The sequence below is a fragment of the Streptomyces atratus genome (genome assembly GCF_900119365.1).
Classification (GTDB): domain Bacteria; phylum Actinomycetota; class Actinomycetes; order Streptomycetales; family Streptomycetaceae; genus Streptomyces; species Streptomyces atratus_B.
The window spans coordinates 4,631-20,996 of record NZ_FPJO01000042.1 but is presented as its reverse complement, the minus strand read 5'-3'; the positions used below and the strand labels follow the sequence as shown (position 1 = coordinate 20,996).

The window sequence follows — 16,366 nt, the reverse complement described above, 5'->3', positions numbered from 1 at the left end:
CCACCCTGGACGGACACTCCGCAGTCGATCATACGCGCGGGGTGTTCGCCAGCCGCTGGGTCACCTCCTCGATGTCCGTGAGCAGTCCGGGGGGTTCCTGGTCCAGGTCGAGGGCGTGCTGATGGATGACGATGCCCGCGTGGCGCACCTGGTGGGCGGCGTGCGGGGCATTGCCCTTCGCGTATACCAGGTGCCCTTCGCGCAGGTCGAGAGCCGTGCAGTACGCCAGCATCTGGTACAGGTCGGCGTCGGGATAGCCGCTCGGTCGCTCGGCTTTGTACTTGGCGTCCGCCACCGCGCACGGGGTGCCGTCCGGCCCGTACAGTACGAAGTCCGGCTTCATGCGGATCGCGGCGGCCTCGTCGAGGTGGTGAGAGTCCTGGAGGCGGGCGGTATGGCCGCCTGAACCCCGGCCCCGGTCCTGGAAGGCCTCCCGTAGGGCGGTTGTCACGAAGTCCTCGAAGAGCTTGTTCATGTCGAAGAGGAAGCCGTCGATGCGCAGATCGCCGGGGCCGTGCTCGGCGGAGGCACCGTCCAGGACGACGCGCGCGAGACGCAGGGCCTGGTGGTAGCGGGAGTTGAGGCGTGTGGGACGCCAGTCGGGGATCGGCTGTCCGCGCACGATCGCCGTGACGTCGGTCAGGCGGGCGCGCTGGTGCAGCAGCCTGCGGCGTACGTCGCGCGGTATGCCGGGCAGGCGTAGGAGGCGTTCGACGGCCGCACGGAGGATGCGGTTCTCCGGGATGTCGGTGGTGAACTCGTCGTACGCCACTTCGATCGGCAGCTTCGCCCCGAAGCGCCGCCGTATCTGCTCGGCCTCCCTGATCCGGCCGCGGACGACGAGCGCGGATTCCTCAGTCGCCCGATAGCCCTGCAACAGGCCTTGTCGCAGTGCCCCGTCCACCTGCCGTTCCACAGCGTGGGCGAGCGCGGGCAGCAGATCGCGGTGCTCGGCGACCTCGACCTCGCCGTCTCGCCAACTCCTTCTCGGATCAAGGCTGTAGCCGAGCAGGAAGAAGAGCCGGACGATGGGCACCTTGGGTGTGATGCGTACGGTGACCGGTTCGCCGCCGCCCGGTGCCGTGACGGCCACGGTCCCGACCTTGCTGCCGGCCCTCAGCGACCAGTGCCCGGGCGTGTACGGGTCGGGGGTCGCGTCCACGAAGTCGGAAGCGGCCAGGGCACGACCGACGGCATCCGGCAGGACGAGACGCCTCGCCGGCGCGTGCTCGACGAGTTCGACGGCCTGTACAGTGCCTACTGCGGACGTCACCCCAGCGACTCCCGCAGCGCGGCCAGCCCGTACCGCTTCTCGATGTCCACACCTTCCCCGTAGTGATGTTCCTCCATCAGGGGCAGGATCTTCGTCCGCCAGGTCCGCTCCAGGCCGCCCTCCCGGTACACACCCTTCTTCATCAGGTACGAGGGCCCGATACGGAAATCGGGATCGTCGATACGGGAGTTCAGCGCCTCGAGCAGGTCGGCCGGCTCCGCGCCCTTGCCCTCCTTGGCCAGCCAGCGGCGCAGCAGACCGCGTGTCGGCTCCGTACGCGGCGACAGTTCGACGAAGGCGAAGCGGCGGCGCATCGCCGCGTCCACGAGGGCGATGGACCGGTCGGCGGTGTTCATCGTGCCGATGACGAACAGGTTCGGCGGCAGCGCGAAGTCGTCGCCTGAGTAGGTCAGCCGAACCGACTTGTTGCGGTACTCCAGCAGGAAGTACAGCTCGCCGAAGACCTTCGCCAAATTGGCCCGGTTGATCTCGTCGATGATCAGGAAATGCGGGATGTGCCGGTTTCCCTCGCGGGAGGCCAGGTCGGCGAGTTCGCGCAGCGGGCCCGCGGTGAGCCGGAAGGCGACCTCTCTGGTCTGCGGGTCCTCCTGAGGCCGGAAGCCCTCGAAGAAGTCCTCGTAGGCGTACGACGGGTGGAACTGTACGAGCTTGACCTGCTCGGGCCCGCCGCCGAGGAACTCGGCGAGCTTCAGCGCCAGGTATGTCTTGCCGGTGCCTGGTGGTCCGTAAAGCACCAGCTGGCGGTCGTCGGCCAGTAGATCGCGTACTTCGCGCAGCCACGCCGTGTCGTGCACGAGGAGTTCGGCCGCCAGTTCATCCGTGGGGCCGGGCAGCTCGGGCTCACGGCGGGCGGTGATCGCCGGAATCTCCACGCTCGGGTCCCGTTCTATCGCCTGGGCCTCCTGCGCGAGTTCCTCGTCGCTTCGTCCGAGTCCCTCGACGAGTGCCAGCACGGAGGTCAGGTCGACGACGTCGTGTTGCACGGACAGCTTCTGCTGGAGCGCCTCCGGCAACTCGTCGTAGGGGATACCGGCGGACCGCCACTCGGCCTTCCGCCGCAGATTCGACAGCCCGCCCTCGGACTCGACCTGCTCCGCGTCTCCCGTGAGCGTTCCGATGTACAGCTGCCCGTCCGAGATGGTGCAGACGGTGTCGCCCTGCCGCATCTGGGTCAGGAAGTAGTGCAGTTCGTCGGCCATCACCTGCTTCTGGCTGTACGAGGTGGTGGCGTCGTATCCCTCCTGCACGTACCGCCGCAGGACGCTCTTGGTCGGCGCGTCCTCGTCCACCTGAGGCAGGTGCATGGCCGCGAGAGTCACCCAGCCCTCGGTCACCCACAGGCGCTTCACCAGATCGCGCCCGGACACGTTCGACCCCCGCACCAGCCAGGCCTTGTGCGGGGTGCGCCATGAGGCGCCGAGGTAGTCGACGAGGGGGAAGCCCTCTTCCGTGCGCCATTCCGAGAGACCGTCGGAACTACGCCCGGTCACCACCGATGCGGCTGCGGACGGGGAGTTGCATTCGATGTCCCGGGTCGTCTCCCAATATCCCGGCCACCGGTCCGACGACGTCCCGATACCGCCGTTTGCCAGCAGCCGTTCCCGCTGCGCCGACGGATGAGGCCCGATGCCGGGCATCGTCTCCGCACGCACGGGCGAGCCGGCGAGGACGAGGAACTTCAGGCTTCCGTTCATCCCTTTCTCGGGCAGGACCCGGCCCCGGGCCTGCGGTCCTCTATTGGGCAGGCGCAGCAGGAACTCCGGGTACACCGTGGCGGCCCCGGCCTGCACCGCCTCGGGGCGGGCCTCGTCTCGCTCGTTCACTTCCACTCCTTGCCCCGGCGCCCTCCCGATCCACTCCGCGCGACCCTACCCGCGGGGTACGACAACCGGCGTTCGCCGCGGGTCGTTGCCTCAGGTCATGGTGTTGGTCAGATGCGGACCCATGTAGCCGACGAAGATTCCGTGATCGGTACAGGCTCCGTCGTAATAGTGCAGGCGCGGCGCGATGGTGTTGCCTCCGCCGATCCGCAGGTGGGCACCCATGAACAGCTTGCCGTCCGGGTGCACGTGGCGGGGCACCGGGAACGTGCGCGCCCGGCTCCAGTCGCCGTTCGCCTTCACGGACTTCGACTCGTCCCTGACGACCTTGCGGGGCGAGATGACGTGCGCTCCCTCGGGCGCGTCCGCACACCACTGCTTGAAGTCGCTGTTCGCCTTGCCGCTGGCGACTGCTTCCGCGAAGTCCTGGAGGGCCAGCAGGGCATCCCAGGCCATCCGGACCCAGGACGAACCGTAGGCCTGGTCGTCGAGTTCCAGGGTGTACTTGGGCCGGCCACTGAAGTGGACGTGTCGCATGTCGCCGATCCGGTCCAGGATCTCGGCGAAGGACGTGGGCGCGTTCACCGACGGGTCCACCGTCGCGTACGCCTGCTCGGCGGCGCCCAGCCTCAGGAGTTCTCTCTGCAGCTCCCGTATCTGCGCCTTGGCCCGGTGGAGTTCCTTGTACTGCTCGTCGTAGTCGACGAAGACCTGGGCCTCGTTGCTCTCCGCCTGACGCAGTTCCCGCTTGAGGTCACGGATCTCGTCTGCTCTGACGCGCTGTTCACGTGCCGCCTCTTCCAGGATCTCGTGCAGGGCGTCGTTCTCGTCGCGCAGCCGTTCGCGTTCGGAGCCGCCGACCCCGTCCCTGGCCCGTGTGCGCATGAGCGGCACGGAATCCAGGGCGTCGGGCAGTGGCAGTCGGGTGGCGAGTCCCTGAGGGAGCTGGCTGAGGATGCGGGCGGCCAGTCGAGGGTTCTCGGTGATCAGCCGTTTCGACATCACACGGTGCCGCTGGCCGTCGGCGGGCCAGGCCGGGTCGACGCCGGGCAGGTAGGTGCGGATCCCCCCGTTGTACACGCGGTGGTGTTCCAACGCCCGGTTGAAGACCGACTCGGCTCCCGGGGTGAGCACGTAGAGGATCGCCAACCCGACCAGGGGCCGGACGAGAAGGTCGATCGTCCCCTCCAGCCAGGCGTCGAAGTCGACGTCGTACGGCGTGCTCGCCATGACGACGGGAAGGCGTCGGTCGGCGTCGCACAGTTCGTCGATGACCGCCTCGACATCCTCCGCCTCGACGACTTGGGGCATGGCCGTCACGTCGGCCAGGCCGTCGTGTGCGTCGAGCGCCTCCAGCAGGCGCTTCGCGAGCCGGGGTGTCTTGGCGGGCACGGGGGCCGCCTCGGCGTCGTCGGGAAGGTGCTCGACGTCGAGCTGAACCCAGGTCGGCCCGTCGGCGATCTGCCGCGTCACAACCGTGGTCTGCCAGGTGCCGTCGGGCGTGGTCTCCCGGAGCCGCCATCGTCCGTAGGTGCCGGTGACAGCCGTGACGGAGTCGTGGTCGAGTGTGACTCCGCGGGCTATCTCATTGCGGCCCTCGGCGAATGCGTCAACGTTGTAGCGCTTGGGTGGTTGGGCGAGCCAGTGGCGCAACTGCTCGTCGACGAGTGCACCGGTCCGCACGTAGTCGGTCCGGCTGGTGACCACCATGCGGTAGCGGCGGGCGTCCATCGTGCTGCTCCTCACGTGTACGGGGAAGGGCGGCGTGGTTCAGGCGGTGGTGGCGGCCAGGAGGCGGAGCAGTTCACTCACGTCCTGGTGCCAGGCCCGTACCTCGGCGGGGGTAGGAGGCAGGTCGTACGTGTGGTAGTGACAGGCGGCGCTGAGGCCGGACCAGACGGTGTACCACTGGCGCGCGACGGAGGGACTGACGTACCACTGCAGGCAGATCATGCGGGTGCGGCCATTGCGGGTCATGCGAGGGCTGACTGAACGCCAGAAGGCGTCGAGGGTTTCGTCGAGGGCCAGCCGGATCAAGGTGGCCGCGGCGCGCGCCCGGACACCGGGGGAGAGCGCGGTGTCGCCCGGGGGATTGAGCAACTGGTCTGCAGCCGCCAAGAGATCGTTGGTGGGGAGAACGAGGGTGGAACGCACGGGAGTGGTCATCGGGCCAGCACCTCCTTGGCGAGCCGCTTCGTACGGTTGACCAGGGCCACGCGGTCACCGAGGGGCGTGGCCGGCGCCTGGTGAGATGCCTGGTTCAGACGCTGGATCAACTCCCGGGCCCACAGGCCGTGGTCGCGGGCGACGGCGTCCAGCACGTCGCGCCCCTCCTTGCCCTGCAAGCCCATCGCGAGGGCCGCGAGGCCGGTGAGGGGCCCCGGCCGGGTGACCCGCTCCTGGATGGCGCGCTGCCCGATGCCGGCCTCGCGCAGGGCACGCCGCGCGGTGTCCTGGTAGGCGGCCTCCAGCGCCAGACGGCACATCGAGGGGAGCACCCGGTCGGCGACTTCCGGTGGCAGGTGCGGATCGAGGGCGATGGCCCGTGCCTCCGCCAGGGCCTGGCTCACCGGGTCGCTGACGGAGGAAACGTGAACGACCGAGTCGGTCTGCCGGGACACCCGCATGACCGTCGCCCTCAGGCCGAGGCGCTGGATGGCCTCTTCGAGCCGGGTGTCGTGGGTGAAGACGATGACCTGCCGGTGCTGTGCGTACAGGTCGAGAACCTTGGCGAGGCCGTCGACCTTCTCCGGGTCCATGGACTGCACCGGGTCGTCGATGACCAGGAAGCCGAAGGGACTGTCCTGGTGGGTGGCCCGCGGGATGAACAGGGAGAGCGCGAGCGAGTGCAGTTCGCCCTGGCTCATGACGCCGAAGGCGGGCGCGTCGGCATCGTCCACGGAGACGGGAAGACTGACCTGCCGCTGCGGACCGACACCCGTGAGCCCGATCGCCCCCAGCAAGACGCTGCTCCGCTCGCACAGCAGTCGCCAGATCTGCCCGGACTGGTCGGCGAACGGCTTGAACCGGGCGTCCCGCAACTCGTCGGTGAGCGCCCGCACCCAGTCGCGTACGGCCTTGACCTGCTTGCGGACGGGCTTCGCCGCCTGCGCGGCCTCCGCCTGCCCCAACCATGCGGACAGGCGTGCGGCCACGGGCTGCCAGCGGCCGTCCTGCGCTGTGACGCGTCGGCGGGCGCACTCACGGACCTGATCACAGGCATCACCGAGGACCGCCTCAGCGCGTTCGGCACGGTCGGCCAGCTCGCGCGGGTCACGAACCGTGCGACAGGCGACCAGATCCCGCCAGAGCGCGGCGAGGGAGGGCTCGTCGGCCTGGAGCCAGGCGGGTGCCGGCCGCATCAGATCGTGCACCTCCCGCACTGCGTTGACGAGTTCGCGGTGTGCTGCCTCGGCCTCGGCCGCCTCCGTCTGGAGCCTTTCGACCTGCGCGCGCGTCCGCTCCGCCCAGGAGCGGTCCAACAGGTCAGTGCTGCCGCAGACGGGGCAGTCGGAGACATCGGGATGGCGGCGGCGGTGTTCCAGCGCAGCGTCGAGCAGTTTGATCAACTGCCGGGCATCCTCGGCGGACCCGTGGCGTGCGTCGTCGGCCGCGGCAGCCGCCGAGCGCAGCCGGGTCACGGCCTTCGCGATCAACGGACGGTCCGGGGGCTCGAGATCGGCCAGCCGACGCAGTCGGGCGAGGTGCGCCTCGTCCGCGGCGCCGTGGCCCTGCAACAGAGCCCGGACGGCGTCCAGGTCAGGGCTCCTGCCGGAGAGAGCCGTGATCGCTTCCTTCGCGCGCGGGTCGTCCACCTCCGACAACTCCTGGATCACGGTGGCGGTGAGGGCCTTCGCAGCGTTCTCGGTCTCGGTCAGGGTCTTGGCCCGAGCCCGTGCCGCCGCGTCGGCGTCACTGAGCAGTTCGAGGCCCAGGATCCGGGAGATCTCGTCGTGCAAGGTAGTCAGCGGACCGTTGATCACCGCACCGAGCTGGGTGTACGGGAGGAACGGCCGGTACAGCGACAGTTGCTCGGAGTCGATCACATCGTGCACGACTTCGCCGGTGGGCTGTCCGGCTTCCTCCACGACGGTGCGGGACTCCTCAAGCCCTTCGCCGTACCAGACCCGGCGTACGGTCACGGGCTTTTTGGCGCCCTCACCGTCACTGCCGGCGTCGAAGCTGAGCTCCACCGCGACCTCGGGAGCGGAGTGCTCGTGGAGGTTGCGCCAGCCCTTCTTCCATACCTGAGTGCGCCCCTGCCAGCGGAAGTTGTCGCCCGTCAAGGCCATCTCCGCGGCCTCGGCGAAGCTCGACTTGCCGGAGCCGTTGCGGCCCGCCACCAGCGTCAGACCAGGGCCGGGATTCAGCCGGACAGTGGCGGCGGGCCCGATACCGCGCCAGCCCGAGGCTGTGATGGACCGCATGTACACGGTCCCGGAACGGCCACCGCTCCGGGGCTGAGCAGCAGGCAGCAGACCGCGCAGCAGTGCCTGCTCCTCGCGGGAGAGCCCTGATCCGGGCAAACGGGCGAGGAGCAGGTTACGGAGGCTGGTGTCGCTCATGGCTCGGATTCCTTGGGTGCTCTGGATGGCTGCGGCGGGCGTGCCCAAGGCGACGCGAGGGGACGGTGAGCCGTTGTTAATCCGAGCATGGCGGAAGTTTGTTAGCGACGTCAACAGGCCTATATGAATTCACGACGTGTTGATGTGTGTACACACGTTCGGGTGTCTTGCCCGGAACGGAAATGCGTTCGGCCGACCGATCCGCCGTGCCGACCGTCCCCCCAGGCACCTCACCGCCCACGACGGCCGTCACCGACCGGGCAGCCTGTGACGGTCAGCGCAGTACTGAGCCGATCCAGGCCGTCGCCTGGTCGGGCGTGGTGCGGGTGTCGACACCCAGGACGTGGATGATGCCCAACAGGCCTTTGGGGCCGCGTACCTGGAGGGTTCGCTGGGCGTGACTGCCCGGCTGGGGATGGACGATGACGGCCGTCGGGGCATCGGCGGACGTGTAGCCGCTGCCGTAGGTGAGGAGCTGGTGGACGTCGGCCGCGCTCACGCCGTGGCGGTCGTAACGCTTGTACTTGGCGTCCAAGGGCAGCAGCGTGCGAAGTGCCGTGTCGTGTCGTGTCCTGGAAGGCTGAGCAGGAGATCGGGCCGGAAGGTCGAGGCGCTGCCCAGGTCTCCGCGGACTGTGATGCCGACGCCGCTTCCGCCGGGTACGGCGTGGCCGCCGTGAGGGCCGACGGCCTCGGTGCCGAGACGGCGGACGACGGCTTCCCAGAGCGCGGGCATGGCGAGCAGGAGGCCGTCCGCCGTGGTGCCGTGGTCGGTGAGCAGGTCGGTCACACCGCCACCGCGCAGCAGCAGGCGGGCCCAGGTGTGGGCGGGCTGGTAGCGGGCGTTCAGGCGTGTGTAGTGGGTGCGGTCCAGAGCGCGGAGCGCCGCGGCCGGGGTCGGGGCCTGCGGAAAGACACCGGCGGCGCCGTGCAGAGCACGAGCAAGGTCGGGACTGGCGGTCAGGCTGAGCGCCGCTTTCAGCGCGCTCCCCAGAACGCGGTTGTCCCAGATGTCCGCCTCCCGGTCGAAGGTGCGGACGTGCAGATGGTCCAATTGCCCGTAGCGGCGGGTGGCCTGGGCGGCGACGTCCAGGCGTCCCCGGAGCACCGGTTCGACACTCCGGCGGCGTACGTAGTCCCGGCGCAGTCCCTCCCGCAGTAGCCGCTCGCACTGTTCGAGCAGGGCGGCGGCGACCAGGTCGGCGTAACCGTCAGGGCCGGTGGCCCACCGCCTGGCCGTCGCAGGGACGGGCGTGCCGAGGGCGTAGGCGAGCCAGCTCATGAGCTGCTCTCCCGGAATGGCGAACTTGGGTGCGATGACCACGCGGACACGGTCCAGGACCAGGACCCCGACGGTCGCGTCGGCCTTGAGTCGCCACCCGGTACGGTCCGGGGTCAGGGTCAGGCAGCCCCGTGCCTGGAGGGCGTGCAGACGGTCGACGTCCCGGGGAGTGAGCTGATCGGGCTCCAGCGGGGCGGACTCGTACTCGCCGAGCTGGACCGGGGTGCGGTCAGGCATCCGGGCCGGGAACGCCGCTGGTGAACTCGGTCGCCAGCGCGTCCGCCAGGTCCTGCGGGGGCATGAGGAGCGGACGCCCGGTTTCGGCGTCGACCAGGCCGCCGAGGATACGGTGCAGCAGTTCCGCCCGGCCGAGGCAGTAGTCCTCCAGAAGCGGGATCACCTCGTGGTGGAAGGCCGCGGCCAGATCCTCCTCGGTGGCGATCGGCTCACCGTCCCGCAGTAGGTAGGCGTGCCCGATCTGGTGGTCGGCGTCCAGATGGCGGGCGATGCGGGTGTTGAGGGACTCGAAGAACGCGGCCAGGTCCAGAGGGCCGACGGTTCCGGACACCGCGTCCGGGTCCGGGCCCACGGGCAGGAAGGCGAAGCGGCGGCGAACCGCGGCGTCCAGGTGGCTGATGCTACGGTCGGCGGTGTTCATCGTGCCGATGACCCGGACGTTCGGCGGTACGGAGAAGCGGCGCTTGCTGATGGGCAGGGCGACCGGCAGGTTCCGCTTGTCGAGTTCGAGGAGCGTGATCAACTCGCCGAAGATCCGCGGCAGGTCACCGCGGTTGATCTCGTCGACGACCAGCAGGAACTTCTGGTCGGGATGGGCGGCGGCCCGGCTGCACAGGCTGTGGAACAGGCCGTCCGTGAGGGCGAGGGTGAGCCCCGGGCCGGTGGCGCTCAGGTCCGGCTTGAACCCCTCGACGAAGTCCTCGTAGCCGTAGGAGGGATGGAAGGTGACCATGCGGACACGGTCGCCATGCAGCATCTCGGCCTGCGCCTCGGCATGTTGGCGGGCGTCGGTACCGAGCACGTCCGCGCGGCCGTCCAGGGCGAGGGCGGCGCCGAGCGCGAGCCGGGTCTTGCCCGTACCGGGCGGCCCGTGCAGGATCACCTGACCCTTGCGCTCCAGCGCGTCCAGTACGACCTGCACGTCATCGGGCAGCGCGACCGGCGCGCCCGCCTGCGCCTGGCCCGTACCCGGGGCGGAGTGGGAGCCGGCGTTGTGTGCGGTGAACCTGGCGAAGAGGGACGGGTCGACCTTGGCGAAGGTGGACCGCCACCCGCGCTGGGGCTTCGACAGTTTCTGCGCGTGGGAGAGGTCCCAAACCACCGGGACGACGTGGTGGAACTCCGGCCGGTCCGGGGCGTAGCGGTAGCTCCCGTCGACCCTGCCGGTGGCCAGGACCTCGTCCATCCCGCGGTTGGCGACGACCCGGTCTCCCGACTCCAGGTCCCGGAAGGCCAGCAGCCGGCGGGCGAGGGTCAGGCTGCCGCCGCCGCTGCTGCGCGGCCAGTGCGCGTCCAGGGCCTGCTTCAGTTCGGTGTCGCTCTGGTACTGGCCGAGATCGCCAAGCTCGTCCCACCCGACGCAGATGAACTCGCTGTCCCGGCATTCCTCCCACAGGCGGCCGCGCTCGCCGGGGGCGATCTTCCAGATGGTGCGTTGCCGAGGATTGAAGTGCTTGTACAGGAAGCGCATCACCTCCTGCTCCGTCCAGCCCTCGAACTCCTCACGGCTCCACACGAGTTCTCGCAGTTGACGGTTCGTGCGCAAGGCGGGAACGCCGGCCTGCGTCTCGCCACCGAGCAGCGTGACGAACGTCCGCAGATGCTCGGCCGCGTAGATCGGCAGGAAGTGCTGTGGGAAGTAGGTCGCCAGGGACTTCGTCACCAACGTCGGCCCGTACCGCAGCACTTCGAGGTCGTCCAAGGCATCGAAGTCTCCCGCCCCGGCGGCGTCGAAGGCCCGGACGAACTGACCGCGCAGTTCCGCCCAGGCGTCCTGTGAGTCCATGCCGCGCAGGGGAGCGGCCAGCCGCCATTCACCGGAGACGTGGTGGTACATGATGTGTTTCGCGGCACTGCCGCCCCTGATGCTGCCCAGATTCGGGGTGAGGAACTCCAGCAGCCGGCAGTACGTCGGCCCCGACCCGGGCGGCGCGGCCTGCCCGAGGGCGTAGCGCTCCAGCGGCAGTTCCGCCCACTCCTCCAGCGGAAACTGGGACAGCACCTGCTTGCGCTCGTCCTCGGCAGCCGACTCGGCGTCCGCCACGGCGGTCCGGTCGAACTCGGCCGCAGCCGTGCGCACATCCACCCCGTTCGTCATGGAGGCCATGATGCCGGAGCGCGAGGTGGCGTTCTCAGCGGCTGGCGAGGTTGGGCAACTTCCTGCATGCGACTCAGGTGGCTGGCACGATGCTCAGCACGGCGAGGCCGGTTCCTGGGCAGCGAGCGCCACGGCGACGGGAGAGATCGTGCAGGACTGGATTTACATCCTGAATCCGAACAAGGACACCCTCGACGGGGAGCCGGCCGGCAAGGAGACCATGCGCCGTCTTGCCCACGATGACCCGAAGAGCGATTTCTGGCTCAGCCGACGTAACCGCATGGAGCCCGGGCGACCGACTGTGGTTGTTCTTCAGCCATCCGGAGTCGGGGGTGGCGGCGGTGGCCGAGGTCGACAGCAAACCGCGGGAGGACCCCGACGACCCGGAGTTCGGCTATCGGGTCGAGGCGACCCTACTGCCCGAACCCACCGATGCCTTGTACGGCAGCCCGGTGGGCCGGGACGAGATGGAACTCGGCCAGGTTCGGTCCGTGCAGAAGGTCAAGCCGGGGGCGTTGAAGATCCTGCTGGAGCGGGCCGGTCTGTGACGCGACCGTCGCGGGCAGGACGGCTACCAGGGCTCCAGCCCTCGCTCGGCCGGGTTCGTATGGGGCAAGAGCGCCTCCCGAGCCCGTGAGTTCAGGCCCATCAGCTTGTCCGCTGTGCGGTCGACGAAGAAGACAAACGCCTTGGCGGTGTCGGCGAAGGCCGCTGCCGGGCGACTGATACCGGTTGTTGTGATCACGATGAGCCGCTTGGGTGTGTCCTCACCGGCCGCCGCGGCCAGGCCGTTCAGCCGCTGAACCTCGGAAGTGGAAAGGTTCTTGGCTCGGTCGTGCCACTCGATGTGGAACGTATCGGACCGGATGGGCTGTTCGGCGTCCCCCTCTTCGAGGTCCTCGAAGCCGAATGCCGTCAGCTGCTCGAGAACCGTGTCGGTCATGTGCAGGGGGCTGGTCGAGCGTCGCGACGTCCTCGGCGCGGAATCCTCGATGAGCTGACCGAGGTCGACGTCGACGTCCGCCGGCGACTCGGGCAGGGCGGCTTCGTCCGCGAAGAGGGACTCCTGCCATTCGGACCGGCGCTCGGCGGAAACCGGTTCTCCGCGGTCGGCCGGCTCGTACGGCACCTCCACGTCCCAGGCATTCAGGCCCTTGCCGAGCACCTCGGCGATGTCCGCCACCGACGCGTCCGCACGGGGTACCCCTGGCCCGGGCCGCGTGCTGCGCCACAGGTTCCAGCCCAGATCGACACGGCCCCAAGCCCCGCATTCTGCGAGGTACACATCCACCAGCCAGCCGAGGGCGGGCTTGAGCGAGACGCGGACGAACGCGTCGGGGAACTCGGCCTCGACGAAGCTGCCATCACGTCCGCCCACGATGTCGAGTTTCGGCGAGTGGCGGGGCCCGTACGGGAAATAGCCGTTCCCCGCCGCCACGCGCCGCACTCGCACACCCCGCGCATCCAGGAGGTCGGCCAGCTCGGTCATGTCGGACGCCTCGCTCTCGTTCCAGCGCCATGGTGAGGCAACCGGTACGCCGGTGAGGTGCGCCGACGCCACGGCGTGCAGGCCGTCGACGAGTACCTTGTCGGGCGTGTCCAGCGGCCAGACCGACGGCTCACTGTTCAGAACCGGATCCAGCACCGCCCAGACGATCGTGTACCCCATACGTACCTGCGCCAGAGCGACCGAGCGTTTGCCGGACAACGTGACCTTCAGATGCATCAGGCGGTTCACGTCGTCGAAGTGCACCCGGTCGGCCAGCTCGGGATGACGGTCGCACAGAGCCTGTTCCAGGCTCTTCAAGTGCAGGTGTCTGCCGAAGGCGGCGACCATGTCACCGGGCGGGAAAGGCAAGGGACACACTCCTGTTGAGTGGCGGGGTGGCGTGGTGTGGCGCTCGGGGGCGCCGTGATCCGTTGACGGAGCGTAGGCCGACCGGATGCCGTCACTCAAAGCGTTTGGCGGTCCTCAACGGCATTGGCTGCCTGATTGGCCGGAATCCGTCTTCGGACCCTCGCCGTGCTGGCTGATCTCCGCCCAGACGGTCTTGCCGGAGGGAGGGCGGGGCTCCGTGCCCCAGCGGTCGGCCAGGGCCTCGACCAGGAGCAGGCCGCGGCCCGACTCGTCGTCCGGATCCTGACCTTGGGGGATCGCGGGACGGCACTCGCCCCGCGTGTCGCTCACCGCGATGCGCAGGGTGCCGGCCGCGTCGTCCAGCGTCAGTGCCAGCAGGAAGTCGCGGCCCTGGACACGGCCGTGCAGCGCCGCGTTCGACGACAGCTCCGCGACGATGTGCTCTGCTCGTTCGATGACGGCGGGTGACATCTCCCAGGCGGTCAGCTGTTCCATGGCCAGGAGCTGGGCCAGGCGGGCGCCGCGGCGGGTGGAGGAGAGCTGCTGAGCGAACATGCGTACGGTGGCGCAGGATTGGGGCGTGGAGGCGTGTATGGGGAAACCGCGACGGGCGTGCGGCGGCGCGCCCCAGTAGCGCGACCCCTACGCTGCGTCAGTGTACGGGCACATTCGGTGGACGGTACGTGGATCTTGCCGTCACTGTGGGTGCTGTCGATCGCGGGGATGCCGCAGAGGAGTACCGCTTCGTGTACTTGCTTCCCACCTGGCACTGCTTCCTCTGGGCTCTCACGTCCCAGTTTCCAGGTGTCCACGATCAAGCGGAAGGTTCAACAACCACCTCATCCACCAACTCGGGCGGAAACACCCGCGTCAGCACACCCAGAGCGATCCGGTCCGACAACCGCTCACCCGACGACTTCACCTGTCCAGGCCTTGGCACACCACACCCAACGACCCACCACCAACAAAGTCACCGGTATCGTCTTTAAGGGTCTGTTTCGCCGTCCTCAATCGGCGAAGGCAGGTCACCTGTGAGCAGCCCGGATGCAACCCTCGCGGCCCGCCGCGAGTCAGGGGCGCCGCGATGAGGTGAGGGCCTTCGTGTAACTGGGCCACAGGAATGGCATACGATGCGCGCGACCTTCATAAAGATCACTTAATGGGATGTACACGTCATGAAAATCGGTGCTCAGTATCGTTCCCTTCGCGGCATATCTGCCGTTGCCGCCCTGCTCGCGATCGGTGCGGTGGGATGCTCGGACGTCTCCGACGCCGTCGACAGCGCCAAGGACAGCGCGAAGAAGGTGACTCGTCAGCGCTCGGTGTTCTCGCTGGACATCGGCGACTGCTACAACCCGAACGGCAAGGTCGAGGGGACGGCGTACGCCGTCGAGATCGTGCCCTGCGACGAGGCGCACGAGGGCCAGGTCGTCGGCGAGTTCGCGATCGACAAGGGCAAGGGGTACCCCGGCGACGACGGGGTCTCGACGATCGCGGACACCCGCTGCCCGGTCGAGGCGCAGAAGTACGCCCCGGACACCTGGGCGCTCCCCAAGGGCGTCGCCCTCTTCTACTACACCCCGACCAAGGAGAGCTGGGCGACGGGTGACCGCGCGGTGAGCTGCACCTACACCGTGGAGAAGGGCACGTTCAGCGGTTCGCTGGGCACCGCGAAGTCCCTCAAGCCCGAGCAGACCACGTACCTCAACGGTTCGAACGCGGTCTACGAGGCCCTGTGGGCGAACCAGTCCGAGAAGGACGCCGTCGAGGACGACCTGGCCGGCTACAAGGCGCAGGCCAAGGCCGTCGCGGCCGCCCTCGACGCACACGTCAAGGGCCTGGACGGCATCGAGGGCACCGAGGTCGGCAAGCTCCGCGCGACGCTGACGAAGGCGGCCGGGAACTGGAAGAAGGCCGCGAACGCCGCCGACGCCGACACGTTCTACATCGCCTACGCCCCGGCGTTCACCGACATCAACCCGAACAAGTCGGTCGCCGCCCGCAAGGAACTGGGCCTGGCCACCACCGTCCCGGCCGACGAGGCCGAGGTCTGGGCGGGCTGACGCTCCGTCGGAGTAGCGGGGCCGTGTCCGTCAAAGAGAAGAAGACGACCTCCGCCACGACCACGACGCGTACCGGGCAGCACAAGCAGTCCCAGATGAAGACGCAGACCCCGGACTACCGGGGCAAGGGGCGTGTCAGGGCCTCGGCTGCCTGAGCCTGCGGATCGACGCTGAGCGTGGACATCCAGGTCACCCTCCGCCCGACCGCGGGGCTGGCGTGGGCCGACCGCAGGCCCGACCACCGCAGGCCAGGGCCAGCACGCTGCTCCCACACCACGATCCCGGCCGCCGCGCCGTCACCCCGCTGCGGACCCGCTGCACGGGAGCCCGGCGGCCGGGGCGGCCGGTGATGCGCTGCCCCTCGGGACCGGTGGCCGCACCATCGCTGAGGAACGGCCTCACCATCCCGCCTGACACTCCATCAGCGATGGTGGGCGGTACCCCAGTGGTGTCGCCCCCGCGAAACGCCTGGTGGGCGGCACCCTCATGGGGTGCCGCCCACCAGGCGTAGGTGGCGCAGGTGTCAGCCGACTTGGAGGGTCAGGTTCTTCGGCCAGCCGGCTTGGTCGAGGCGGGAGAACAGGTCCTTGAGGTCGGTGGGCTTGAGCTTGATGCAGCCGTTGGACTTGTAGTCGAAGTCGGCGTCCCAGCGCCAGAAGTCGTCTTCCTTGAGGGGAACGTCGACGGCCTGCGTGCCGTCGGCGAGCATCTCGCTGTGGATGAACATGTCGGTGCGCTCGACGGGCTTCTGGCCGGGCGCGGGCGTGCAGGTCTTGTTTTCGAGCTGGATGGCGTAGCCCCGGATCTGCACATTGGGGTTGTAGTTCCACCCTCCGCGGTTGGTCTCGTGCCCCTTGACCTTGTAGGTCCCGTTGGGCAGCCAGCCCTCGTTGGAGAGGCAGGTGTCCTTGCTGCCCATGCCGGAGTTGGCGCGGTAGCTCTTGACCGCCTTGCCGTTATGGACGAGGGCAAGGGTCGAGTACATCGGGTGCTTCTGGTTCTTGGTGAACTTCAACGAGTACCCGGCGGGGCCGGGCTGGGCGGTTTGGCCGGTGTCGGGCCGGGCGCCGGTGGGCGCGGTGACCAGAGCCTTCCAGGTGGCCGGACCGGCGACGCCGTCGGCCTGGAGGCCCTGGTTCTTCTGGAAGGC

Annotated in this window: 14 protein-coding genes; 3 read left to right on the top strand and 11 right to left on the bottom strand. The window is 69.0% G+C overall.

Annotated elements, in window-relative coordinates; genetic code table 11:
- Positions 1-28 precede the first annotated feature (28 nt).
- The 8 genes from BT364_RS35920 to BT364_RS35890 all read right to left on the bottom strand — a co-directional run bounded on the left by BT364_RS35920 (position 29) and on the right by BT364_RS35890 (position 11,295).
- Complete coding sequence (locus BT364_RS35920) at positions 29-1,273, bottom strand: McrC family protein (RefSeq protein WP_072489375.1); 1,245 nt, start codon at positions 1,271-1,273, stop codon at positions 29-31.
- Entirely contained in the window at positions 1,270-3,117 is a 1,848-nt protein-coding gene (locus BT364_RS35915) for a DUF4357 domain-containing protein (RefSeq protein WP_256260377.1), read from the bottom strand. Before BT364_RS35915 ends, BT364_RS35920 begins: the two co-directional genes overlap by 4 nt.
- Before the next feature lie 90 nt (positions 3,118-3,207).
- Positions 3,208-4,845, bottom strand: a complete 1,638-nt coding sequence (locus BT364_RS35910; RefSeq protein WP_079179815.1) for a hypothetical protein — start codon at positions 4,843-4,845, stop codon at positions 3,208-3,210.
- 39 nt (positions 4,846-4,884) lie between these two features.
- Entirely contained in the window at positions 4,885-5,280 is a 396-nt protein-coding gene (locus BT364_RS35905) for a hypothetical protein (protein ID WP_072489374.1), read from the bottom strand.
- Entirely contained in the window at positions 5,277-7,679 is a 2,403-nt protein-coding gene (locus tag BT364_RS35900; protein WP_072489373.1) for an AAA family ATPase, read from the bottom strand. The genes BT364_RS35905 and BT364_RS35900 overlap by 4 nt, the downstream gene beginning before the upstream one ends.
- A gap of 274 nt (positions 7,680-7,953) precedes the next feature.
- Positions 7,954-8,214 (bottom strand): McrC family protein, encoded by a 261-nt coding sequence (locus BT364_RS43675; RefSeq protein WP_256260376.1) that lies wholly within the window; start codon positions 8,212-8,214, stop codon positions 7,954-7,956.
- Positions 8,175-9,197, bottom strand: a complete 1,023-nt coding sequence (locus BT364_RS35895; protein ID WP_256260375.1) for an McrC family protein — start codon at positions 9,195-9,197, stop codon at positions 8,175-8,177. The genes BT364_RS43675 and BT364_RS35895 overlap by 40 nt, the downstream gene beginning before the upstream one ends.
- Positions 9,190-11,295 (bottom strand): AAA family ATPase, encoded by a 2,106-nt coding sequence (locus tag BT364_RS35890; protein WP_072489397.1) that lies wholly within the window; start codon positions 11,293-11,295, stop codon positions 9,190-9,192. Before BT364_RS35890 ends, BT364_RS35895 begins: the two co-directional genes overlap by 8 nt.
- 305 nt (positions 11,296-11,600) lie before the next feature.
- Between BT364_RS35890 and BT364_RS43670 the strand changes: the two genes are divergently transcribed.
- Positions 11,601-11,843, top strand: coding sequence for a hypothetical protein (locus tag BT364_RS43670; protein ID WP_256260374.1), 243 nt, complete (start codon positions 11,601-11,603; stop codon positions 11,841-11,843).
- Between the two features lie 23 nt (positions 11,844-11,866).
- Here BT364_RS43670 and BT364_RS35880 read toward each other — a convergent pair whose 3' ends face one another.
- Together BT364_RS35880 and BT364_RS35875 are read right to left on the bottom strand one after the other, a co-directional pair.
- Positions 11,867-13,132 carry a hypothetical protein gene (locus BT364_RS35880; RefSeq protein ID WP_256260373.1) on the bottom strand — a complete coding sequence of 422 codons (1,266 nt, stop codon included), beginning with the start codon at positions 13,130-13,132 and terminating at the stop codon, positions 11,867-11,869.
- Positions 13,133-13,267: 135 nt separating this feature from the next.
- The gene (locus tag BT364_RS35875) at positions 13,268-13,708 is read right to left on the bottom strand and encodes an ATP-binding protein (protein WP_072489371.1); all 441 of its coding nucleotides are present in this window, start codon (positions 13,706-13,708) and stop codon (positions 13,268-13,270) included.
- Between the two features lie 620 nt (positions 13,709-14,328).
- On the opposite strand from BT364_RS35875, the gene BT364_RS35870 reads away from it, so the two are divergent.
- Together BT364_RS35870 and BT364_RS43660 are read left to right on the top strand one after the other, a co-directional pair.
- Positions 14,329-15,216, top strand: coding sequence for a septum formation family protein (locus tag BT364_RS35870; protein ID WP_072489370.1), 888 nt, complete (start codon positions 14,329-14,331; stop codon positions 15,214-15,216).
- A 23-nt stretch (positions 15,217-15,239) separates the two neighbouring features.
- Positions 15,240-15,371, top strand: coding sequence for a hypothetical protein (locus BT364_RS43660; RefSeq protein WP_256260372.1), 132 nt, complete (start codon positions 15,240-15,242; stop codon positions 15,369-15,371).
- A 368-nt stretch (positions 15,372-15,739) separates the two neighbouring features.
- Here the strand turns inward: BT364_RS43660 and BT364_RS35865 are convergent.
- On the bottom strand, positions 15,740-16,366 hold a 627-nt coding region (locus BT364_RS35865; protein WP_177328369.1), incomplete at its 5' end, for a L,D-transpeptidase family protein.